General features: G+C 71.6%; 19 protein-coding genes. 15 read left to right on the top strand and 4 right to left on the bottom strand.

Annotated features, from left to right (window positions below; translation table 11 throughout):
• Positions 1–128: 128 nt before the first annotated feature.
• From AWX74_RS33980 to AWX74_RS33920, 13 genes are all read left to right on the top strand, one after another.
• Positions 129–1,277 carry an LLM class flavin-dependent oxidoreductase gene (locus AWX74_RS33980; RefSeq protein WP_242666548.1) on the top strand — a complete coding sequence of 383 codons (1,149 nt, stop codon included), beginning with the start codon at positions 129–131 and terminating at the stop codon, positions 1,275–1,277.
• A gap of 154 nt (positions 1,278–1,431) precedes the next feature.
• The gene (locus AWX74_RS33975; protein WP_091285068.1) at positions 1,432–2,259 is read left to right on the top strand and encodes a fumarylacetoacetate hydrolase family protein; all 828 of its coding nucleotides are present in this window, start codon (positions 1,432–1,434) and stop codon (positions 2,257–2,259) included.
• 464 nt (positions 2,260–2,723) lie between these two features.
• Positions 2,724–3,833, top strand: coding sequence for a 2,5-dihydroxypyridine 5,6-dioxygenase NicX family protein (locus AWX74_RS33970; RefSeq protein ID WP_091285065.1), 1,110 nt, complete (start codon positions 2,724–2,726; stop codon positions 3,831–3,833).
• 90 nt (positions 3,834–3,923) lie between these two features.
• Positions 3,924–4,379 carry a VOC family protein gene (locus AWX74_RS33965; RefSeq protein WP_091285062.1) on the top strand — a complete coding sequence of 152 codons (456 nt, stop codon included), beginning with the start codon at positions 3,924–3,926 and terminating at the stop codon, positions 4,377–4,379.
• A 79-nt stretch (positions 4,380–4,458) separates the two neighbouring features.
• Positions 4,459–5,829, top strand: coding sequence for a Rieske 2Fe-2S domain-containing protein (locus tag AWX74_RS33960; protein WP_091285058.1), 1,371 nt, complete (start codon positions 4,459–4,461; stop codon positions 5,827–5,829).
• Positions 5,829–6,656 (top strand): SDR family NAD(P)-dependent oxidoreductase, encoded by an 828-nt coding sequence (locus AWX74_RS33955; protein WP_091285055.1) that lies wholly within the window; start codon positions 5,829–5,831, stop codon positions 6,654–6,656. Before AWX74_RS33960 ends, AWX74_RS33955 begins: the two co-directional genes overlap by 1 nt.
• 131 nt (positions 6,657–6,787) lie before the next feature.
• Positions 6,788–7,207 carry a VOC family protein gene (locus tag AWX74_RS33950; protein ID WP_006541787.1) on the top strand — a complete coding sequence of 140 codons (420 nt, stop codon included), beginning with the start codon at positions 6,788–6,790 and terminating at the stop codon, positions 7,205–7,207.
• A 52-nt stretch (positions 7,208–7,259) separates the two neighbouring features.
• The gene (locus tag AWX74_RS33945; protein WP_242666547.1) at positions 7,260–7,955 is read left to right on the top strand and encodes an isochorismatase family protein; all 696 of its coding nucleotides are present in this window, start codon (positions 7,260–7,262) and stop codon (positions 7,953–7,955) included.
• The gene (locus AWX74_RS33940; RefSeq protein WP_091285052.1) at positions 7,952–8,806 is read left to right on the top strand and encodes a class II aldolase/adducin family protein; all 855 of its coding nucleotides are present in this window, start codon (positions 7,952–7,954) and stop codon (positions 8,804–8,806) included. The genes AWX74_RS33945 and AWX74_RS33940 overlap by 4 nt, the downstream gene beginning before the upstream one ends.
• A complete protein-coding gene (locus tag AWX74_RS33935) occupies positions 8,803–9,750 on the top strand; it encodes an FAD binding domain-containing protein (RefSeq protein ID WP_091285049.1) in 948 nt (315 codons plus the stop codon). The genes AWX74_RS33940 and AWX74_RS33935 overlap by 4 nt, the downstream gene beginning before the upstream one ends.
• The gene (locus AWX74_RS33930) at positions 9,747–12,095 is read left to right on the top strand and encodes a xanthine dehydrogenase family protein molybdopterin-binding subunit (RefSeq protein WP_091285045.1); all 2,349 of its coding nucleotides are present in this window, start codon (positions 9,747–9,749) and stop codon (positions 12,093–12,095) included. Before AWX74_RS33935 ends, AWX74_RS33930 begins: the two co-directional genes overlap by 4 nt.
• Positions 12,092–12,676, top strand: coding sequence for a (2Fe-2S)-binding protein (locus AWX74_RS33925; protein WP_091285042.1), 585 nt, complete (start codon positions 12,092–12,094; stop codon positions 12,674–12,676). The genes AWX74_RS33930 and AWX74_RS33925 overlap by 4 nt, the downstream gene beginning before the upstream one ends.
• Positions 12,673–15,069 carry a xanthine dehydrogenase family protein molybdopterin-binding subunit gene (locus AWX74_RS33920; RefSeq protein WP_091285038.1) on the top strand — a complete coding sequence of 799 codons (2,397 nt, stop codon included), beginning with the start codon at positions 12,673–12,675 and terminating at the stop codon, positions 15,067–15,069. The genes AWX74_RS33925 and AWX74_RS33920 overlap by 4 nt, the downstream gene beginning before the upstream one ends.
• A 153-nt stretch (positions 15,070–15,222) precedes the next feature.
• Here AWX74_RS33920 and AWX74_RS33915 read toward each other — a convergent pair whose 3' ends face one another.
• Positions 15,223–15,825 carry a DUF4190 domain-containing protein gene (locus AWX74_RS33915; protein ID WP_242666546.1) on the bottom strand — a complete coding sequence of 201 codons (603 nt, stop codon included), beginning with the start codon at positions 15,823–15,825 and terminating at the stop codon, positions 15,223–15,225.
• 302 nt (positions 15,826–16,127) lie between these two features.
• On the opposite strand from AWX74_RS33915, the gene AWX74_RS33910 reads away from it, so the two are divergent.
• A complete protein-coding gene (locus AWX74_RS33910; RefSeq protein WP_242666545.1) occupies positions 16,128–16,928 on the top strand; it encodes a TetR/AcrR family transcriptional regulator in 801 nt (266 codons plus the stop codon).
• 175 nt (positions 16,929–17,103) lie between these two features.
• Here AWX74_RS33910 and AWX74_RS33905 read toward each other — a convergent pair whose 3' ends face one another.
• Genes AWX74_RS33905 through AWX74_RS33895 form a run of 3 tightly spaced genes read right to left on the bottom strand, consistent with a single transcriptional unit; the run spans position 17,104 to position 21,021 of the window.
• Positions 17,104–18,423, bottom strand: a complete 1,320-nt coding sequence (locus AWX74_RS33905) for an ABC transporter substrate-binding protein (RefSeq protein WP_091285028.1) — start codon at positions 18,421–18,423, stop codon at positions 17,104–17,106.
• Between the two features lie 37 nt (positions 18,424–18,460).
• On the bottom strand, positions 18,461–19,690 hold the full coding sequence (locus tag AWX74_RS33900) for a CaiB/BaiF CoA transferase family protein (protein WP_091285024.1): 1,230 nt from the start codon (positions 19,688–19,690) through the stop codon (positions 18,461–18,463).
• The gene (locus AWX74_RS33895) at positions 19,687–21,021 is read right to left on the bottom strand and encodes a CaiB/BaiF CoA transferase family protein (protein WP_091285021.1); all 1,335 of its coding nucleotides are present in this window, start codon (positions 21,019–21,021) and stop codon (positions 19,687–19,689) included. The genes AWX74_RS33900 and AWX74_RS33895 overlap by 4 nt, the downstream gene beginning before the upstream one ends.
• A gap of 288 nt (positions 21,022–21,309) precedes the next feature.
• On the opposite strand from AWX74_RS33895, the gene AWX74_RS33890 reads away from it, so the two are divergent.
• Positions 21,310–22,995, top strand: a complete 1,686-nt coding sequence (locus AWX74_RS33890; protein ID WP_091285018.1) for a protein kinase domain-containing protein — start codon at positions 21,310–21,312, stop codon at positions 22,993–22,995.
• Positions 22,996–23,014 lie beyond the last annotated feature (19 nt).

Here is a 23,014-nt window from a genome sequence, read left to right as displayed (position 1 = left end):
ACCCGGCGGAAACTCGTGTTCCACGGTGGAACCCCACAGTCTGGAACAGTTTTCGCACGATAGCACGAAAAATGTCTCAAGGCTGCACTTTCGACTGTGATTTCAGCGTCTACCGACGATATAGTTAGGTGGAGGTGCCGGTGCTCGCCGGAGTGAACTTCTTCCCCACGGTCTCGCCCGCCGAGAAGTCTGCTGTGCAGTTCTTTGACGAGGCTCTCGATCTGTCGATCCTCGCGGACCGCCTCGGCTACTCCTCGGTGAAGATCGTCGAACACTACTTCTACCCCTACGGGGGCTACAGCCCGGACCCCGTCACCTTCCTCGCGGCCGTCGCGACCAGGACCGAACGTATTCGGCTGATAACCGGTGCGAACATCCCGGCGTTCAACCACCCCATCAAGCTCGCGGGGCAGCTCGCGATGCTCGACAACCTGTCCCACGGCCGCCTTGACGTCGGCTTCGCGAGGGCGTTCCTCCCCGGCGAGTTCGAGGCATTCGAAGTCGACATGGACACCAGCCGGGCGCGGCACCAGGAAGGTATTGCCGCGGTCCTCAAGCTGTGGACCGAGACCGATGTGGTGTGGAACGGCACCTTTCACAGGTTCGGTCCGGTGAGTATGCTTCCCCTGACCTACCAGCGGCCCCATCCGCCGGTCTTCATCGCGGCGACGTCCACCCCGGAGAGTTTCGTCTGGGCGGGCAGCCAGGGCTTCAATCTGATGTTCATTCCGTTCACCTCGACGAACGAGAAGGTCGCCGGGCTGCTCGACCTGTACCGGAAGGCCCGCCTCGACGCCGGTTACCCGGCCGGCTCCGAGCGGATTCAGATGGGGATCCACTGCTTCGTCGACACCGACGGCGACCGGGCCCGGCGCAACGCCGCCGTGCATTACGCCGACTACGTCGACAAGATGGCCTCCACCTGGGAGGACTACATGGAGCGCAGCCCGTCGCAGTACGCGGGCTACGCCGACATGATCACCGGGATGCGCAGGAAGACGCTGGCCGAGCTCGAGGACAAGGCCCAAGTCTACGTCGGCACCCCGGCGGACGTCCGCCAGCAGGTGGCCGCGACCCTCGAGGTGTTCGGCGACGTCGAGCCCTCCATGCAGATCAACTTCGCGGCGACCCCGCTGTCGGATGCCCGCCGCACGCTGGAGCTCTTCGCCGCCGAGGTCATGCCCGCCTTCCCGGCGCCGGACAACGGTGTCGCGGCCGAGGCGGCGGCGGCGACCGCGGTCGCGGCGGCGTCGGTTCCGGTGACCGCGAGCAGCTGAAGAGGCTCAGCAGCCGAGCAGCTGAAAAGCTCAGCCGCCGAGCAGCTGAACGGCTGGGCGGGTCGAACAGAGCCGCCCGCTTGGCCCAGCCAGCCAGAGATACCGGATAGCCCGGCCGGCCAGTCGGTCGGCCGCACATACCTGAGGAGAAACCGTGCGCTTGTCCACTGTCCGTCGTCCCGGTGGCGAAACCGCCGCTGGTCGCGTCGAGGGTGACGAGATCGTCCTGCTCCCGTTCGCGAGCGTGGGCACTCTGATCGCCTCGGGCCCGGACTGGCGCCAGGCCGCCGCCGTTGACGGCGAGAGGATCGAGCGTGACGGCGCGGACCTGGCACCGCTGGTGCCGCAGCCGCCCAAGATCGTCTGCATGGGTCTGAACTACGCGACCCACCTGAAGGAGATGGGGCGCACCCCACCGACCCACCCGACGCTGTTCGCCAAGTACGCCAGCTCCCTGATCGGCGCGCGCGACGACATCATCGTGCCGCCGGTGAGCAGCGAGGTCGACTGGGAGGGCGAGCTCGCCTTCGTCATCGGCTCCACGGTTCGTTTCGCCGACGAGGACACGGCCCGCGCCGCCATCGCCGGCTACACCGTGATGAACGACATCACCATGCGGGACTGGCAGTTCCGCACCCTGCAGTTCCTGCAGGGCAAGACTTTCGAGGGATCGACCCCGCTCGGCCCCGAACTGGTTACTCCCGACGAGCTCGACAATGCGGACGACCTCGCCCTGCGCACCCTGGTGAACGGTGAGGTGATGCAGAAGTCGCGTACCTCGGACCTGCTTTTCCCGCCCGCCACGATCGTGGCCTACGTCAGCCAGTTCATCACACTCGCGCCGGGTGACGTCCTCACCACCGGAACCCCGGGTGGTGTCGGGCACGGCCGTGACCCGAAGGTCTATCTCGCCGACGGCGACGTGGTCACGGTCGAGATCGAGGGTATCGGCACCACGCAGAACACCGTCCGTTTCTCCTGATCTCCCGATTTTCCTTCCCATCCTTCTGTTCTCTTCGTCGGGGCTAATTCCCCGGGCGCGACCAGGTGCCGATCCGCCGCTGATCCGGCGCAGGGCCTGGTGCGAAGCGGGCCGTGATCCGGCGCGACATATCTGTTGTCAGCGTGACCGGCCGTGCCGAATCCAGTCAGCGCCGGTCTCCCGAACCGTCGCGCCGCGGTATCTCCGGAGCATTTTGGAACACGATTTCATGGCTCCGAGACAGACGAGACAAAACCCCGAAACATGGTGCACGGAGCATGAAAACCGCCGGCCGGGCGCCCGGCCGGCGGGGCTTCACGAATTCGGGCCGTGCCTCGGCGCGCGGCGGTTCGTGGGCTCATCCCGGCCCGACGGGGAGTCTCCCGGGACCGGCGCCCCTGGGGGGAACGGAAGGGCCGCGGCATCGCGGCACAGCGGCAAGCCACACCGGTGAGAGGTGCATCGTGCTCGTTCCCAACCAGGCCGCCGACGGCGGCACCCTCACAACCCTGTTCCGCCGTGCGCTCGAAGGCTGCGACGTGCGGCCCGGCGAGACGGTGGCCGTGCTCGGCAACGCCCAGTCGCCGCCGCTGTACCTGGAGACCACCGCGGCCGCGGCCGCGTCGCTGGGCGCCCGGGTCTTCACTGTCATGCTGCCGTCGATCACCCGCTCGGCCGCCACGGTCCCCGGGGTGGGCGAGGTGTACGGCCTGACCGGCCTGACCGGCCTGCGCCCGGTGGTCGAGGCGCTCAAGTCGGCCGACATGGTGGTCGACCTGTCCATCCTGCTGCATTCGGCGGAGCAGGAGGAGATCCTCTCCGCCGGCACCCGGATGCTGATGATCACCGAGCCGCCGGAGATCCTGGAGCGGCTGTTCCCGACGGACGACCTGCGGCGGCGGGTGCAGGCCAGCGTGGCCATGCTCAGCGGGGGCAGCGAGCTGCGGATCACCTCGGACGCCGGCACCGACATCACCTTCGGCCTCGGCCAGTTCGGCGCCGGCGGTGGCTGGGGGTTCACCAACGGCCCCGGCACCCACGCCCACCTCAGCGCCGGTCTGGCGGCGGCCTACCCGAACGAGGGCAGCGCCAACGGCCGCTGGGTGATCAACAGTGGCGACATCATCTTCCCGTTCAAGACCTACGTGAACGCGCCGATCACGATCGACGTCGTCGACGGGTTCATCCGCTCCATCGAGGGCCCCGGGGCGGACGCCGAGCTGTACCGGGACTACCTGGAGAGCTGGGGCGACCCCGAGGGCTTCGCGATGTCCCACATCGGGTGGGGTCTCAACGAGAAGGCCCGCTGGAACGCGCTGGCGCTGCTCGACCGATCCGCCACCCAGGGCATGGACGGCCGCTGCTTCGCCGGCAACGTGCTGTTCTCCACCGGGCCCAACAACGAGGCCGGTGGCAGCCGGTTCACCCTCGCGCACTCGGACGTCCCGGTACGCCGGTGCAGCGTGTGGCTCGACGGCCGGCAGATCCTCGACCACGGCCGTTTCGTCGTCGACGAGCTGCGGGTGGACGACGGCGCCGCCCGGCTCGGTGCCCCGCTCGTCGGCGCGCTCTGACCGGTCGGCCCCGGTCCGACCGCCTTGCCCGTCCTGATCACCCGTTCTGATCGCCTGCCCTGATCGTCCGTCCTGTCCGGAGGAGAGAACGTGACAGCTGAAGCCGTCGAGAGCCCCGCACCGGCCGCGTCCACCGGCGGGCCGCTGCTCGGGCCGCTGTCGTGGAACCTGGTGTACGTCGACGACCTCGCCGCCATGCGGGCCTTCTACGAGGGCGTCCTCGGCCTGCCGGTGAAGAACGCCTCGCCGTACTTCGCTGCCTACCACACCGGCGGCTGCACCCTGGAGCTGATGGCCCGCAAGGACAACGGGCCGGCCGCGGGCAGCCCGGCGCGGGGCTGGGACCGCAACCGCGTGCTGATGTCGTTCAAGGTCGAGAACATGACCGCGGTCGTCGCCGAGCTCACCCGGCGCGGCGCGACGCTGCTGCACGGCCCGTCACCGACGGTTTCCGCCGACGGGCTGCCGCCGGAGGGCCAGGTCGCGCAGTTCATCGACCCCGAGGGCAACATCTTCGAGCTCTGCGACGAGCCGCTGTTCTTCTGAGCTCAGCCCCCTCTCGTCTCGCCCCATCTCGCCCCTCGCCCCATCTCGTCCCTTCGACCTCCCGCCGAGGAGTGATCACGTGAGCATCAGCGTTCCCGAGCAGGCCTCGGCGAGCGAACCGACCCAGACCCAGGCCCAGGCCCGGCACACCGAGCCGACCGCCGCGGGCATGGCCATGGCCAACGAGCTCGCCGAGCAGACCCGGGACCAGGTCGACCGGGTCGAGGCCCCGCCGCGCCGGGCCAGGCCCTGGCAGCGTTACCTGGAGGCGAACCTGGGCCTGCGCGAGTACTGGTATCCGGCGGCACTGTCCGACGCGCTGCCCGAGGGCGGCACCCACGCGGTGACGATGCTCGGCGAGGAGATCCTGCTCGTCCGCAAGAACGGCAAGCTGTACGCGGTCGAGGACCGGTGCGCGCATCGTGGCACCCGCTTCTCCGAGCGCCCGCTGGTCCTGTCGGAGGACACCATCACGTGCTGGTACCACACGTGGACGTTCGACATGGAGAACGGCGACCTGCGCTGCATCCTCAACGAGCCGGAAAGCGCGCTGGTCGGCAGGACGGGCGTGCGCGCCTACCCGATCGTCGAGGCCAAGGGCCTGCTGTTCGTCTACATCGGTGACGAGGAGCCGCCGCCGCTGGAGGCGGACGTCCCGGGGAGCTTCCTGGCCGCCGACACGGTCATGCACTACGCCCAGCCGGACATCATCCGCGCGAACTGGCGGCTGGCGCTGGAGAACTCGTTCGACCCGGGCCACCACTTCATCCACAACTGGTCGCCGTACGTCATCGAGTCGGGCTTCCCGATGACGTTCGGGTACGTGGCGAAGAAGGGCGAGGAGGCCGGCGAGACGACCTACGTCGTCGACGCACCCGGCCCGAAGGGCTTCTCCCGCTGCACCGCGACCGCCGAGCTGATCTTCTCCGCGGTCATCCCGGGCAAGGACGGCCGCCCGGACACCACCTACACCGCGCCGGCGGCGGTCGGGAAGAGCCGGGAGGAGCTGATCTCCTCCTTCCTGGCGATGCCGCCGATCGAGGTCGGCATCTGGCTGCCGTCCTGCAACGAGACGGTGAACTTCCCGTCCGACATGATCACTTTTGACTGGCTGGTCCCGATCGACGAGAACCACACCCGCTCCTTCATGTTCGGGGCGAAGCCGTGCGCGACCGAGGAGGAGGCGGAAGCCTGGCGCGGCGAGACCGGCCACACCGAGTGGTACGTGCCGACCGTCGAGAAGTTCCTCATCGACGACAACAAGGCCCGGGAAAGCATGCAGACGTTCTACGAGAAGGAGAACGGCTGGGACCGGGAACGGCTCTACCGCCCCGATCTGGAGATCACCATGTTCCGCAAGTTCTTCAGCGAGCACGCCCGGGACATCCAGACTCCCGACAAGCTGATCAAGCCGCGCAGCCGCCGCAACCCGACCCGAGGACGGTCCTGATGGCCACGGAGCAGACCACCACCGGGCAGACCACCACCGGGCAGGCCGCCGCGGAGCCGATTCCCGGTTCGCTGCTGGCCGGGAAGGTCGCCCTCGTCGTCGGCGGCACCCAGGGCATCGGCATCGGGATCGCGCGGGCCTACCTCGCCGCCGGTGCCCGGGTCGCCGTCGCAGGCCGGGACAAGGCCCGGATGGACGCCGTCGTCGAGGACCTCGCGAGCGTCGCCGGGCCGGCGAACATCACCGGCATCCAGGTGGACGTCCTCGACGTCGCCGCGAACACCGCGGTCGTGCAGGCCTGCGTCGCCCACTTCGGCGGGCTGGACATCTTCGCCGCAGTCGCCGGCGTGTTCCGCCCCGCCGAGCTGGTGGAGGTCACCGAGGCCGACTTCGACGCGCAGATCGACCTCAACCTGAAGGGCACCTTCTTCGGCGTCCAGGCGGCCGCGCGGTACTTCCTGGCGGACAGGCGTCCCGGGAAGATCCTGACGGTGAGCTCGGTCGCCGGCAGGCGGGCGTTCCCAGGGTCGTCGGTGTACGGCGCGAGCAAGGCCGCCGTCGAACACCTCACGAAGGTCTTCGCCGGCGAGCTGGCCCCGCAGGGCATAAACGTGAACTGCCTGGTCCCGGGCAGCATCGAGACGCCGACGAACTGGCTGCTGAACAGGCCGGGCGCGGCCGAGGAGTCGGCCGCCGCCACCCCGGCGCGGCGCAACGGGCTGCTGGTCGACATGGGTGCCGCCGCGGTCTACCTCTCCTCCGGCGCGGCCGACTTCGTCCACGGCACCACGCTCGTCGTCGACGGCGGAGTCGCGGCCGTCGCCTGACCCTCCCGTCGCCTGACCACCGCGTCGCCTGACCACCCAGGTCCGCCGGTCCGCCGCTCCGTCTGCCCTCCCGGCCGGGCCGGCGGGCTGGCTGCTTCCGTCCAACGCATCACAGAAAGAGGCCACACGGCATGCCACTCGGAGCGATCAGCTGGAACCTCGTGTGGGCCCATGACATCAGCCTGATGACCGGCTGGTACCGCGACGGCCTCGGTCTCAAGGTGCTGTCGACCACCGAGCAGTCGGCGGTGTTCGACACCGGGCCCTGCATCCTCGTGCTCATCGGCCGGCACGACAACGGCCCGTCGGGCAACCCGGACCGCACGGGCTGGGAGCGTAACCAGGTCCTGTTCACCTTCAAGGTCGACGACATGGACGCCGAGCTTGCCGAGCTCGCCGAACGCGGCGTCGAGCCGATCCACGTCGCGCCGGTCGTCATCGACGGCATGGACGCCCCGCGCTGGCGGGTCGCGCAGCTGATGGACCCGGAAGGCAACATCGTCGAGCTGTGCGACGAGCCGGTTCGCTGGCACCCCCACATCTATGCCTGACCAGCCACCTGTGCCTGACCGGCAGCCGGGGAGCCCGAGCCCGAACCCGTCCGTGGAAGCGGAATCGGATCCGGGGGCGGGCGCGGGGGCGGCGCTCGCCGAGCTCGACCGGCTCCGGGCCCGGTTCGCGGCCTCCGGGATGGTCGGCCGGGTTGGCTGGGGTGAGGCACCGGCCGTCGTGGTCGTGGACCTGATCCGCGGCTTCACCGACCCCGCGTCGCCGCTCGGCGGCGACCTCGGTGATGTGGTCGAGGCGACCGGCGTGCTCGTCGCCACGGCCCGGCGGGTGGGCGTCCCGGTCTACTGGGCGGAGGTCGCCTACGCCCCGGACATGAGCGACGCCGGGGTCTGGCCACGCAAGATCAGCGCCCAGCGGCTGCTCGTCGAGGGCGGCGAGTGGACCGGCCTGGACACGCGGCTGACCCGCCGGCCGGGGGAGCCACGGGTGGTGAAGAAGCACGCCTCGGCCTTCCTCGGCACCGACCTCGCCGACCGGCTGCGCCGCGACGGCGTCGACACCATCCTCGTCGCCGGCTGCACCACCAGCGGCTGTGTGCGGGCCACGGTGGTGGACGGGTGCGGGCTCGGGTTTCGCCCCATCGTCGTGCGTGAGGCGGTCGGCGACCGTTCGGCGCTGGTACACGAGGTCAGCCTGTTCGACCTGGATGCCAAGTACGGCGATGTGGAGGACCTCGCCGGGGTGCTCGACACGCTGACGGCCGGCACCCGCGACCGGGGCGCGGCGTGAGCCTGCCAGCCAGCTCACCGACCCTTCCCGCAGGGTCGGCCCGCGACGTGCCGGCTGACGACGCACTGGCCGGGGGGACGTCTGCCGGCCGGATGCCGGCTGGCGGGATGTCCGGCGGCCGGATGTCTGCCGGCGGGATGCTGCCCGGGCTGGTCGCGACGGCGTGTCGGGTGCTCGCGGCCGACGGCCAGGACCATTTCTGCTTCGGGCATGTGAGTGCGCGCGGGGCCGACGGCGGCCTGTTCGTCAAGGCGGTCGGCCCGTCGCTGGCACGGGTCACCACCGCCCGGGTCGCCGAGATCAGCCCGGACGGATCACTGCGCACCCCCGGTCTGCGCCTGCACGAGGAGACCGCCCTACACCAGGCCGTGTACGCCGCCCGCCCGGACGTCGGCGCGGTCGTGCACACCCATCCGCTCGCGGTGCAGAGCGCGACGACGCTCGGCCCGTTGCCGGACGGTGTCTTCAGCCAGGACGAGGTGCCGTTCGCCGCCGGGCTCGCCTGGTACGACGACGCGGACCTGGTCGCCGACACCGCCCGCGCGCAGGGGTTCGCCACCTGCCTCGGCGGCGCGCGAGGCGCGCTGCTGCGGGCACATGGCCTGGTGACGGTCGGCGCCGATGTCGCGGAGGCCACCGCGCTCGCGCTGCTGCTGCACCGGGCGGTGTCGGTGCGGCTCGCGGCGATGGCGGTGGGCCGCCCGCGCCCGCTTCCACCGGTGACCCTCGACCGGCTCCGCGGCGCTTTCGAAGCCGGCCACCGCGGCCGGATGACCGCCATCTGGGCGGACGCCTGCGCCGGCATCGGAGCCGCCGCGGGTGACGGTGAGGGTGACGGGGAGGACCGATGAGCACGACAGCCGCGACACCCACGGACGCCGCGCCGCCCACGGCACCGGAGGCCCCGCCGGCGGCGTCGCCCGCGACCACCCGGTGGGCGCACCCGACATCGCTCGCCGAGGCGCTCGCCGAGCTGGCCGTGCCGGGCAGCGTCCCGGCCGCCGGCTGCACCCAGCTCGCCTTCGCGCTGGCCGACCCGCGCCGTCGGCCCGGCCGGCTGGTGGCGCTCGGGGGCGTCCCGGAACTTTCCGCCGTCCAGCAGATGAACTGGGCGGACGGCCGGGGAACGGTGGTGCTGGGCGCCGCGGTCACCCACGCCCGGGTGGCCGCCGACGCCGACCTGCGGGCGGCCGTGCCGCTGCTCGGAGACGTCTTCTCCCGCGTCGGCAACGTCCGGGTGCGGTCCGTCGCCACCGTCGGCGGTGTCCTCGCCGGCGCGGTCTACGCGTGGGATCCCCCGACGGTGCTGCACGCGCTCGACGCGCGGGTGCGCCTCGATGGCCCGAACGGGCGGCGCACGGTGGCCGTCGAGGACTTCTACCCCGCCGGGGGCATCACCGTGATCGAGCCGGGGGAGCTGCTCACCTCGGTGGAGATCGACGTCCCGCCGCCGCGGACGGTGAGCCGCTACCTGACGCTGAAGACCCGCTCGGCGGAGGACTCCTCGGCACTCGGGGTCGCGGTCGTGCTCGGCTTCGACCCGTCCGGGGTGTGCGTGCGGGCCCGGCTGGCCGTCGGCAGCGCGACGGACCGCCCCGTCACCTTCACCGACCTCGACGCGCTGCTGCTCGGTGAGGGCCGCGGCTCCACCTCGGCGAAGGCCGTCGCCGACGGGTACGCCGACCGGGTGACCTGCGTCGACGACCTGCGCGCCGGTGCCGCCTACCGGGTAGAGATGGTCCGGGTCTATGTCCGGCGGGCGATCGCCGCGGCCTACGAGGCGGGTGCGGCGTGATCGACCCGCGGACGAAGGTCGCCGGTGGGCTGCCGATGCTCGCCGACCTCATGGACGTCGGCCCGGGCCTGCTGCACGCCCGGCTGCTGACCGCCCCCGTCGCGCACGCCCGGCTCGCCGTCGACACCGCGGCGGCCCGGCTGGTGCCCGGGGTCGCCGCGGTGTTCTCCGGCCGCGAGCTGGAGGCGGCGCTCGGTGGACGTCCACTGCGCTTCGGCCCGGTGCTGCGCGACCAGCCGCCGCTGGCCGTCGAACGGGTCCGCTACGCCGGGGAGCCGGTGGCGGTCGCGCTGGCCACCGACCCGGATGACGCCGACGAGGCGCTGCGCCACGTCGGCGTCATCTACGACCCGCTGCCGCTGGTCACGGACCCGGTCGCGGCGCTGGACCTGCCGCCGTCCGGTGCGGTGCTGCACCCGCGCGACGCCGAGCCGTCCGCGGCGTTCCCCGAGATCCGGCTGCGCCGGGAGCCGGGCACCAACCTGGTCAACCACTTCGTCATCCGCAAGGGTGACGCTCCCGGCGCGCTCGCGCGGGCCGACCACGTCTTCACCGACACCTTCACCACCCCGGCGATGCACCACGGCGCGCTGGAGAACCACATCGCGCTGGCGGTGCCCGACGCGGAGCGGCTCGTCGTCTGGTCGGCGACCCAGACGCCGTACAAGGTGCGGGTCCAGCTCGCCGAGATGCTCGGCGTGGCGCTCGACCGGGTGACCGTACGCACCCTCCACCTGGGCGGTGCGTTCGGGGCGAAGTGCTACGCGAAGATCGAGCCGCTCGCCGCCTGCCTCGCCCGGGCCATGGACCGGCCCGTCCGGGTCAGCCTGGACCGCGCGCAGAGCCTCACCACCGTCACCCGGCACGCCACCCGCTCCACGATCGAGACCGGGGTCCGCGCCGACGGCCGCATCACCGCCCGGCACGTCACCGCCTGGTTCGACGCCGGCGCCTACGCCGACATCAGCCCGCGCGTGATCAAGAACGGCGCGTACGGCTTCGGCGGGCCCTACGACATCGACGACATCTGGGTCGACGTGTACGCCGTGTACACCAACCGCCCGCCGGCCGGAGCGTTCCGCGGGTACGCCTCACCGCAGGCCGCGTTCGCCTACGAGGGCCAGACCGAGCAGATCGCCCGCCGCCTGGGTCTGGACCCGCGCCAGGTCCGCCGGGTGAACCTGCTGCGCGACGGCTCCCGCAACGTCACCGGCGAGTCGATGACCGACTGCCACTACGACACCCTTCTCGACGTCGCCGAGAACGCGTTCGGCCGGGAGCCGATCCCCCCGCAGTGGCCGGGAACCGAGTGGCCGGGAACCGAGGTGCGGGAGGCCCGCGGCCGGGGTCTCGCGCTGACGGTCAAGGGCACCAACACCCCGTCGGTCTCCCAGGCCGCGGTGCTGCTCAACCGGGACGGCAGCCTGCAGGTGCTGACCAGCACCGTCGAGATGGGCCAGGGTGCCCACCTGGCGCTGGCCCGGCTCGCCGCCGAGGCCCTGGGCATCGGTGAGCGGATGGTGTCGGTCAGCCTGCCCGACACCGACGTGACCCCCTACGACCAGCAGACCAGCTCGTCTCGGTCCACGATCGCGATGGGCGGCGCCGTGCGGGACGCCTGCCGGAACCTGCGCGAGCTGCTCGCCCGCCTCGCCGCGGACCACTGCGGCGTTCCCGTCGAACAGGTCCAGGTGGGGGGTGGCCGGGTCCAGGCCGGGACGGCGGCGTTCGGCTACGGCGAGCTGGTCACCGTGCTGCGCGCCGGCCAGCTGCGCTGCGAGGGCGAGTACGCGTCGACGGGCGGTCTGGACCACGAGACCGGCCAGGGCATCGCCTCGTCCCGCTGGCACCAGGCGAGCGGCGCCGCCGAGGTCGCCGTCGACCTGGAGACCGGGCGGGTCCGGGTCCTGCGCTACCACGCCGCGGTCTGGGCGGGCCGGGTCGTCAACCCGGTGGAGGCTCGCATGCAGGTCGAAGGCGCGGTGATCCTGGGCTTGGGCTCCGTCCTCGGTGAGGAGCTCGGCCTCGACCCGGCCGGCGGCCAGGCGCAGCGTGACCTGCTCGACTACCGGATGCCCGCGCTGAGCGACCTCCCCGAGATCACCGTCGACCTGCTCGGCGGGCCCGACGACGAGATCTACGGCCTGGGGGAGACCGCGGTGCCACCGGTCGCGCCCGCCGTCGCCGCCGCCGTCGCGGACGCGACCGGCGTCGTCCTCACCGACCTGCCGCTGCGCCCGGAACGGGTGCTCGCCGCACTGCGCGATCCAGGCCAGCACCAGCACCAGCGCCACCGCGACAGCTCCCCGGGTGACCGGGCCGACTACGAGAGGATCGCGCGTTGACGGCCAACGACGACCCGCGACAGCCGCTGCGCCTGGTCGTGAACGACGACGAGGTCGAGGTCCGCCCGCGCGGCCACCACACCCTGCTCGACGTGCTGCGCCGCGAGCTCGACCTGTTCGGCGCCCGGCCCGGCTGCACCGCCGGGGCCTGCGGCTCGTGCACGGTGCTGGTCGACGGCGCGCCGGCGAGCTCCTGCCTGCTGCCCGCCCAGGTGGTCGGCGCCCGGCCGGTGCGCACCGTCGAGGGACTGGCCCGGCCGGGGGAGCTGCACCCCGTGCAGCAGGCGTTCATCGACCACACGGCGTTCCAGTGCTCGTACTGCACCCCTGGGTTCATCCTGACCGCGGTGTCGCTGCTGGAGCGGGAGCCGGACGCCTCCCGCGACCGCATCCGCGCCGAGCTGTCCGGCAACCTGTGCCGCTGCGGCAGCTACGTCAAGATCATGGACGCGGTGCTCGACGCCCGTGACCGGATGCGCGGCCACCACGACGACGGCACCCCCTACACGGGCCCCACCGCCGGCTACGCCCGCCCCTCCGCCGCCGCGGGCGCGGGCGCGGCGCAGGTGGCACACCCGTGACCCCCGAGGCGGACACCGCCCCCCGCGCTCGGGCCGGTGGCCACCCCGGGATGAAGGTGGCCGGGCGCAGGGTGGACGTCGGTGACGCCCGCGACCGCACGATCGGGCGGTTCCCGTACCTCATCGACCGGGTCCCGGCCGGCTGCCTGCACGCGGTGCTGGTGCGCAGCCCGCACGCCCACGCCCACCTGCGCTCGGTCGACGTAACGGCCGCCCGGGCCACCCGCGGTGTGGTCGCGGTCGTCACCGGTGAGGACCTGACCCGCTGGCAGGAGCAGCCGGACGGGCCCTTCCCGTACTACGGGCCGGTGCTGCCCGACCGGCCCGTGCTGGCCATCGGCCGGGTCCGGTTCGCCGGCGAGCCGGTCGCCGCGGTCATCGCCCGCGACGTCGACACCGCCCGCGAGGCCGCCGCCACCATCACCGTCGACTACGACGTGCTGCCGGCGGTGTTCACCCCCGACGCGGCGATGGCCCCCGACGCCCCGATCCTGCACGAGCACGTGCCGACCCGGGACGTCATGACCTTTCCCGACCTCGTCCTGCACACCGACGACGGCGGCAACGTCTGCAACCACTTCAGGCTGCGTCGCGGCGACGTCGACGCCGGGTTCGCCGCCTCCGACCACATCCTCTCCCACGAGTTCCGCACCCCCCAGCAGCAGCATGTGCCGCTGGAGCCGCACGTCACGATCGCGACGGTGCGCGGTGACACGGTCGACATATGGACGTCGGCCGCCTCCCCCTTCACCGTGCGCAGTCAGGTCGCCGAGACGCTGAGGCTGCCCGAGAGCCGGGTACGGGTACGGGTGCTCAACGTGGGCGGTGCCTACGGGGCGAAGACGTACCCGCGGCTGGAGCCGCTCGTCGCCGTGCTCGCCTGGGCGGTCCGCGGCCGGCCGGTGCGCGTCGAGCTGACCCGGGCGGAGGAGTTCGCCACCGTCGCCCGGCACAGCTCGGTGGTGCGCATCCGCACCGGCTTCCGCTCCGACGGCACCCTGCTGGCCCGTCGGGTGGAGGTGCTGTGGGGCGCCGGTGCCTACGCCGACATCTCCCCGCGGACCATCAAGAACGGCGGCTACAGCTCCGCCGGGCCCTACGACATCCCGAACGTGTCGATCGACTCCTACGCCGTCTACACCAACACCACCCCGTCGGGCGGGTTCCGCGGGTACGCCATCCCCCAGGTTGCCTGGGCGTACGAGAACCACACCGACCTCATCGCCGAGCACCTCGACCTCGACCCCGCCGAACTGCGCCACCGCGTCCTGCTCCGCCCGGGGGATGCGTTCGCCACCGGGCAGACCATCGAGGACTTCCACCTCGCCGCGCTGCTCGACACCGCCTGCGACCGCATCGGCTGGAAACCCGGCCCGGCGTCCGCCCGGCGGGTCGTTGTCGCCCCCGGGATCGTGCGCGGCAAGGGCGTCTCGACCATCCTGAAGACGACCGTGACACCGTCGACGTCCACCGTGGCGCTCAAGCTCGACGAGGACGCCAACCTCACCGTCGTGTGCTCCACGGTGGAGATCGGCCAGGGCGCGCGGACGGTGCTCGCCCAGCTCGCCGCCGACGCGACCGGCGTCCCGCTCGAGCGGGTGCACGTCACCTACCCGGACTCGGCCGTCACCGCCTGGGACCAGACCACCAGCTCGTCACGCTCGACGCTGATGATGGGCGTGGCCGTCGAACGCGCCGGAGAGCGGCTGCGCGGCGAGCTCGCCCGCCGCGCCGGTGCGCTGCTGGGCGTGCCGGCGACCGCGGTGGACGTGCGCGCCGACCGCATCCGCAGCGGCCTCGGCCCCGGTCTGAGCTACGCCGAGCTGATCTCCCGGGCGAAGCTCGGCGGCGTCACCGTCTCCGAGGTGCACGCCAGCGACGGGGGCCTGGACCCCGAGACCGGTCAGGGCGTCGTGACGCCGCACTTCTACCATGCCGCCGCGGCCGCCGAGGTCGAGGTCGACCTGGAGACCGGCACGGTGCGTGTCGTCGACCTGCACGTCGAGTCGTACGCCGGGCGGGTCGTCCACCCCACCTTCGCCGAGCTGCAGTGTGAGGGGAACGTCGCGTTCGGGATCGGGCAGGCCCTCTCGGAGGCGATGGTCTGGGGCGGCGAGTCGGGGGCGCTGCTCAACGACAGCCTGCTCGACTACCGGGTCCCGTCGGTGCGCGACCTGCCGGAGACGTTCACCGTCGGCATGACCGAGGACCCGGCCGGACCGGACGGTGCCCGCATCCACGGCCTGGGGGAGACGGGCTCCCCGGCGGTGCCCGCCGCGATCGGCAACGCGGTCGCCGAGGCACTCGGCACCCACATCCGCGAGCTTCCCCTGCACCCGGAACGCGTCTGGAAGGCCGCCCAGGCCGCCGCCGAGCCGTCAGCCGGGACGTGACTCACCGGACCATTCGCCGCACCCGGCGTCACCCCCCGCGGCCCGGACGCGGTCATCGCGCCAGATGACCGCGGTGCGAGGCCCCGGGCTCACGCTGATGATGCCGTCAGCGGGCACCGCCCGGGATGTGGCGCCATCTGGGTGGTGGCCCCGTCAGTTGCCGTTCAGGTCGTCCGCGAACTCCTGGGCGCACTGGTCCTGCGCGGTCTGGCTGGTGCCGGCATCGTCCAGACAGGTCTGGAGGTCCTGCACCTCGTCGGAGATTGCGACAACCGCGATCAGGAAGATCACGGCGAGCACCGCGCCGAGCGCGCCGGTGATGATGCCGGCCAGCGCCATGCCGCCGTTGGTGGCCTCCTGGCGCTTCGCCCGGCCGCGGCCGAGGAAACCGCAGACCAACGCTGCGATGCCGAGCAGGATGCCGCCGATGACGGTCCAGCAGGTCAGGATCGCGATCACGCCGAGGACCAGCGCGGCGACGCCGAGACCGTTTCGGGGCTGCACTCCACCGCCGTAGGGGCCGTAGCCCGGAGGCGGGTAGCCCTGACCACCGGGCGGATAGCCGAATCCCGGCGCCGGCTGGTTACCCGGAGCAGGCGACGGATATGCCGGATACCCCGGGTTCTGCGGGTTCTGCGGGTAGGCGGAACCGCTGCTCGTGCCCTGGTCCGGGTATGGCGGGTAGCCCCCGCCAGGCCCGCCCTGACCCGGTGCCGCCTGGCCCGGGTTCCAGGGGGATCCCTTGTCGTCGCTCACGTGTCGTCCGGCTCCCCTCGTCGCGCCGCCCTCGCCATCGCCGTGCGGGCGGCATCCGTGCCGGAATCCAACCATCTCCGCATGGAGCCGGTCAGCTGACCGGAGGAGTTTGCCGCGGTCACCGGCGGATGTCGGCGGTTGGTTGTCGCCGGGCCGACGTGAAGGCGGTGTCCGGCCGGTCGTCATCGTCCGCCGGACAATGCCCGCCGCGCGGTGGTCTCCGTGCGGGCGGCGGCTTTCCGCATGCCGTCCACGGGTGGTGTGGCCGCGAGCGAGTGAATTTCGTATCAGGGTTCGACAAAGTGGCGAATCGCGGCGGGTATGCGGTTGCGGTAGACTGGTCGTTCGTGGCGCCTTCTCCTGATTCTTCGGACGTTCGCCCTGATGCACGTGGCGTCAACACCCGCCAGCAGCTGCTCAGGGTGGCTGAGCGACTGTTCGCTGATCAGGGAATCGCGCGGACCTCCACTCGGCAGATCACGGCGGAGGCCGGCGTCAGTCGGGACGCGATTCATTATCACTTCGGCTCCAAGGCCGGGTTGGTGAGCGCGATCCTTGAGGCCCGGACAGGGGGGCTCCGCGCCGATATCGAACGAATCTTCGCATTGAACGTCCCGGATCGCGATGTCAGTTTTCGTGACATCGCGAACGCGATGGTCGTCGCCGCGAACGAGATGGCCGGCCACGAGACCGGCCGGTTCTACCATCCGTTCCTGATCGCGGTGATGAATGATCCGGAATACCAGCACCTCACCACGTCGAAGGCCACCCCGCAGAGCGAGGCGGTCGTCGAGCTTCTCACCCCGCTCACGCCAGGGATCAGTGAGACGGAACGCCTTTACCGAGTGGCGAGCGCGCTGTTGTTGGTGTTGTTCGGAACCGGTGACGGCGGAGTTGTCAAATGGGTCAGTGCACAGGTGGAGACTACGCCGGGAAACCTTGCGATGATGTTGACTGATGTGGTGGCCGATGTGCTCTCGGGCCGCGGTTCCGCCGCCGGTGGCAATCCGGTGGGCCGCCGGTGGCGGCAGGGAGCCGGTGACGATGATTCCATCGCGGTCGGTGACGCGGTGGTGGGAGCTTCTCCAGCCGCTGCGCGGTAGCGGCTTTCCGCATGGATATCCGCGTATCCGCGATATCTGCGACCGCTGGTGAAGCGGCCCTGTGAGTCGCCCGCACCACGCCGGTGCGGGCGACTCACAGGGGTCGGGCCGATGCCGCCAGCCCAACCGCCGGGCGTCGTTCCTGTCGGATCACGCCGCGTTGCAGCGGCCGGGCTCAGTCCTCGATCGCGGAGACCCCGACCGGCGTGTAACCGGCCGGCTGGCCCTTGTCGTCCAGGGTCGCGACGAGCCCGCCGCGGACGCACACCGCGGGCTGCTCCGGGTAGGCCTTGCCATTGCACCGGAAGCTCAGGCCCTCGGCGCCCGGCAGCTCCTGCGCCGGCATCGCCTTGATCGCGGCGGTGACGGACGCGGCTGTGACGTCCCCGGTGAGCTTCTCGACGGCCGCGCCGAAGGCGGCGACCACGGTGAACATGCTCATCGTGCCAGCGCGCCTGACGTCGATGTCGTGGCCGTAGGTGCTCACGACGGCCTGGAGCAGGCCGGTCGAGGAGTTGTCGGTGCCGACCGGCGCGGTCGCGCTGACGGACATCCCCCTGAGCGTGGACGCCGGCACCGCCTTGCGTGTCGCGTCGGTGATGCACAGCCCGATCGCGACCGTCGGGCCGTCATAGCCGACGGCCCGCAGACCGTTCAGCGCGCTGATGCAGAACGAGTCGCCGCCGATGATCGACACCACGCCCGGCTCACCGGAGGCGATGTCCTGCATCTGCGCCGTCATGTCGGCCGTCCCGGCGGGAACGGCGACGACGTCGAGAGTGAGGCCCTTTTCCCTGAACATCCGCGGTGCGATCGACTTGTAGAAGGCCGTGGCGGTCGGGACGTCGATGACGACCGCGGTCACCTTCCTGACGCCGGCCTCCTTGGCCTTGTCGGCGGGGAGGTTGATCTGGCCGAAGTACGGGTCGGTCAGATTGAAGGTCGTGTCACTGTCCTTCAGCGGCCCGGTGGCGGTCGTGTTGGCGAACATCAGCGGGATCTTCGCCTGGTGCAACGGTTCCCAGATGCTTTCCCCGACCGAGGATGATCCGACGACGACGGCGACGACGTCCTCCTCCACCATCCGGTTCGCGCAGTCGGTTCCCTTGCCCGGGTCGGCGAGGGTCTCGCACTTGACCAGGCTGATGGGGCGGCCGGCGATCCCGGAATGATGTTCGTTCAGGTAGGCGATCGTGGCGTCGGCCACTCGGCTTTCGTAGGCGAGGTCCGAGACCGGGCCCTTGCCATCGGAGATGATCCCGATCCGCACCGGGTCGCCCTTCGCCGGAGCGGACGGCCCGAGCACGTCGGATGCGTTGGCGGTGCCAGCACCGCTGGTGGCCGTGGTGCTGGAGTCGTCGTCACCACTGCCGCAGGCCGCGACCGTGAAAAGGCTCGCGGATAACGCGGCCACCGCGGCTAAGCGCACTCGCGTTCGGTGTCGAGCCTCTCTGTGACTGGGCACGGTCGGGCGAGAGATCCTGGTGCGCTTCATGATTCAGCCAATCTGGGTGAGGTTGGTTGGAAAAGGTTCATCCGGCGTCGTCGAGAACGGCGTCGGTGTGCTCACCGAGCCGGGGCGCGCGGCGTGAGATCCGCCAGGGGGTGTGGGTGAAACGGTAGGGCGCGCCGGGGTGCATCTCCTCGCGGCCGGTATGCGGGTCGGTGACCTTCGTGGCGAAGTCGCGGGCGACCAGGTGCGGGTCGTGGATCACCGCCTCCGGGGCGGCGACGAACCCGGCGACCAGGCCGCGGCGCTGGCAGCCCAGGAAGTACTCGTAGGCCGGCGTCCGCTCGGCCAGCAGCACCATGGCGTCACGGGCGGCGTTCCAGATCTGCTGCGCGATCGGATCCGTCCCGAGCTCCACGACACCGACCCCGCCACGCTCGACGCCCATCTCCAGCAGCACGGCGTCCGGGAAGTCGTCGCGGATCCCGACGAGGTCGATCCATTCGAGGATGGACGCGTAGTCCTCGGCCGCGCGCGGCGGGAAGCCGAGCACCACGTAGTTGCCGTCGGCGGCGCGGACCTGGGTCGGCGCCGTCGGCGTCACCATCGCGTGCCGTCCGGTCTGGCGCTGCACGACACCACCGTCGGTGAGCTGGTGGGTGGTGGCGGTCTCGCAGGAGACGTTCAGCGCCGCGTCGATGCTGACGTCGACGTGCTGACCACGGCCGGAGACGGTGCGGTTCAGCAGCGCGGTGAGGGCGGCCGTCACCGCGAACATCCCGCCGACGTGCACGCTCTGGTTGCCGCCGCCGCGGACCGGTGGCAGCGAGTGGTCGTCGTAACCGCAGGTGAGCACCGGGCCCCCGCCGGCCAGCAGGGTGAGATCGGTGGTGGGGACGTCCGGTGGCGCGCCGCGCCGGCCGAAGGGTGTCACCGAGACCCAGACGAGAGACGGGAAGGTGGCCGTGAACGTCCCCGGGTCAAGCCCGAGGGCGGCGGTGACCTCGGAGCCGGGCATTCCCTCGATGAGGACGTCGCACTTCGCGAGCAGGTGGTGGAGGCGCTCGCGGCCCGCGTCCTCGGTGAGGTCGAGGACGATCCCGCGTTTGGAGGTGTTGTAGTGCCGCCAGTACAGGCTCGCCTCAGGCCCGGGCTGGTCGTCCGCGAACGGCCCCCGGGAACGGGTGGCCGCCCCGTGCGGTGGTTCGACGACGATGACGTCGGCCCCGAGGTCCGCCAGGAGCTTGCTCGGGTACGCGGAGAACTCCCCGGCGATCTCCAGGACCCGTAACCGGTCCAGCGGGCCGTTCATACGACGCCCTCCGCTGCCAGCTCACTCAGCTCAGCGTCGTCGACACCCAGCAGGTCACCCAGGACGTACCGGTTGTGCTCGCCGAGCCGGGGTGCGCCGCGACGCAGCGACCAGTCGGTCTCGGACAGGTGCACCGGGATCCCGTCGACCCGGGCCGGGCCGATGTCGGGATGCTGGACCGTCGGCCACAGACCCCAGTCGGACGTCGCGGGCGTGCCGTCGGCGCGTTCGGCTGCTGTGCCGTCGATGCGTTCGGCCGGCGTGCGAACCGGGCTGGCCGGGATGCCGGCGGCAACCAGCCGGCCGGCGAGCTCGTGGTTGTCGAAGCCGGCGGTCCAGGCGGCCAGCCGGGCGTCCAGCATGTCCTGGCCGGCGAGCCGGGCGGCCAGCGTCGCCAGTTCCCCGGCGGTTGCCCACGGCTGGCCGATCTCGCCCGCCAGCAGTCGCCAGTCGTGATCATCGCGGCAGGCCACCGCGATCCAGCGATCCTCCCCACGGGCGGGGTAGATCCCGTGCGGCGCCATCGGGGAGTCGGCATCGCGGTTGGAGTCGACCGAGCCGGCGGCGCGGGGCGGTCGGCCGTTCACATGATGATCCAGGATGTCCGGGCCGGTCAGAGCGAGTCCTGCCTCGACGCCGGACAGGTCGACCCACTGTCCCTCGCCGGTTTGGTCGCGGTGCCACAGCGCGGCCAGGATCGCGACCGCCATCGCGTAGGCGCCCATGTGGTCCATGTACGAGAAGCCCCAGCCGGTCGGCGGATGTCCCGCCAGCCCCGAGGTGAAGGTGAGGCCGCTGACGGCCTGCACGATCGGCCCCCAGGTGCGGAAGTCCCGGTATGGCCCGGTGGCCCCGAAGCCGCTGTGCGAGACGTAGACGATGTCGGGCCTGATCTCCCGCAGCCGCTCGTACGGGAAGCCGAGGCGGGCGAACACTCCGCCGGCGAAGTTCTCGGTGACGACGTCCGACACCGCGATCAGCCGGGTGAGCAGGTCCCGGCCGCGTTCGGTGCGCAGGTTGAGGGTGACTCCCAGCTTCTCGGTGTTGTGGTTGTTGAAGGTGGCGCCGAACTCGATACCGCGGCGATCGTCATGGAACGGCTGGGCCCCGCGGACGATGTCCCAGCCGCCCCTGGTCGCCGGGTCCTCGACTCGGATCACCTGAGCGCCGAACGCGGCGAGGAGCCTGGTGGAGCCGGCCCCGGCGAGCTGGCCGCTCAGGTCGCACACCCGGATGCGTCGTAACGCGTCCGACCGTGCTTCGAGGTCAGGTGGGCACCCCGCCCAACGGTCGACCGTTTCTTCCGCGGGTCCTGACGACTGTCCGACCACGCGCTGCCTCCTCGGTTTGTACCTCGGCGGATCTGCGGAGCCAGTTTCTATCAAGCGCTTGACAGAAAAGTCCATAGGCCTGACCTAATTGCTGATATGTGTCCTGGTATGTCCGATTGTGGCTGCGCCCCATCCGGAGTAAGCCTCGTGACCGGCCGCGCCGATGACCGCGGATCCGGTAGCCATGAGCTGGGGATCGATTCACCTGTCGACTCGGCAATATGCTGGCGGCAGCGCCGAAGCGAATCCGTTCTCGGTGATGTGTTGCGCCATCGGGGGGCGGCCGGCATGGAATCGCTGCGCACTGACGACCCGGTCCGCATCGGCCCGTACCAGGTGGTGGGGCGGCTGGGCGCCGGTGGGATGGGCCGGGTCTACCTGGGGCGCACCGCGGCCGGGAGGCTGGCCGCGGTGAAGGTCATCCGGCCCGAGCTCGCCGACAGTCCTGACTTCCGCGCCCGGTTCGCCCGGGAGGTGGCGGCGGCCCGTGCGGTGGGCGGCCGCCACACCGCGGCGGTCATCGACGCCGATCTTGACACGACGTCCCCGTGGCTCGCCACCGCCTACGTCTCCGGCCTGTCCCTCGCGGTGACGGTCACCCGCCACGGACCGCTCCAGGAGGCGGCGCTGACCACGCTTGCCGCAGGGCTCGCGGAGGCGCTGATCGCGATACACGATGCCGGCATCGTGCACCGTGACCTCAAACCGTCCAACGTCATGCTGGCGGTGGACGGCCCCAAGGTGATCGACTTCGGTGTCTCCCGGGCCGCCGACGCCAGCGTGCTCACCAGGACCGGTGCGGTGATCGGCTCGCCCGGCTTCATGTCACCCGAGCAGATGACCGGGGCCGAGGCGGGCGCGCCCAGCGACGTCTTCTCCCTCGGCGCGCTCGTCGCCTATGCCGCGACCGGCCGCGAGCCGTTCGGTGTCGGCCCGACGCCCGCGCAGGTGTACCGGGTTGTGCACGCCGAGCCGGATCTCGACGGGATCCCCGGCACACTGCGCGGGATCGTCGCGGACTGTCTCGCGAAGGAGCAGGCCGCTCGACCGACACCACGCGCGCTGCTGGAACGTCTGATCTCGGCCGACCAGGCGACGAAGGTGCTCACCGGTCCGTCCTGGCCGCCAACCGTGCTCGCCGCCGCGCTGCGCGACGAGGACTCCGCCGTGGCGACGGCGCTTGCGTCCTGTGTCACGGAGAACGCGGAGCCAATGGCCGGCGCCTCACCCGCGCCCGCCCGACCCGGGGCTGCCCCACCTGCCGAACGGGTGCCGGTCGGCTGGTCGCCTCGCCGATGGAGCCGCGGCCGACGAGGGCGCCTCGCAGCGGGGTTCGTCGTGCTCGCGGTGGCAGCCATGGTCACCGCGTCCGTGGTGGTCGCGGGCGGGAAGCCGGATCATCTGACCGGCACCGCGACTGTCGGCGCGCCGCTCTCCACCGCCTCCGCGTCCTCCTCGGCCGCCGCGGCCCCGTCGGTGACGACATCCGGTCCCACGGCGGCCGTCCTGTCCCCGTCTCCCTCGACAGCCCCGCCGGTAGATGGGCCGCCGCGGGCGAACACCGAGACCGTGCCCGGGACAGCCCGCGGCACGGCTCACGCAGGGACCAGCCGGCCCCCGATCACGCGCGATGAAACGCCGGCCGCGCCGGGGTCGCCGGCGCAGACCGCCGCCCACGTCTTCTCCTTCACCGGCTCTCTCGCGCGCCGGCCATGCGCGGACGAGGGCGCTGTCACCTCAGGTCGTACGACGACGGGTGTCCGGGTGACCTTCGTGAACCAGAGCCCGGAACCCGTCCGGATCTACTGGCTGGACTTCTACGGCGCGCGGGTGAGCTACGCGCCCGTCGTCGCACCGGGCGAAAGCTACAGCGCCAACTCCTACCAGCAGCATCTGTGGCTGATCGCCCGCGCGACCAGCTGCCTGGCCATCGCCGACGCGGGCGCAGCGGGGGGATCCCTCACGATCAGCTGACGCCATCCACGGTCCGCGT

Origin of the sequence: Parafrankia irregularis (assembly GCF_001536285.1) — a bacterium.
Lineage (GTDB): Bacteria > Actinomycetota > Actinomycetes > Frankiales > Frankiaceae > Parafrankia > Parafrankia irregularis.
This window is presented reverse-complemented; position numbering and strand designations above follow the sequence as displayed.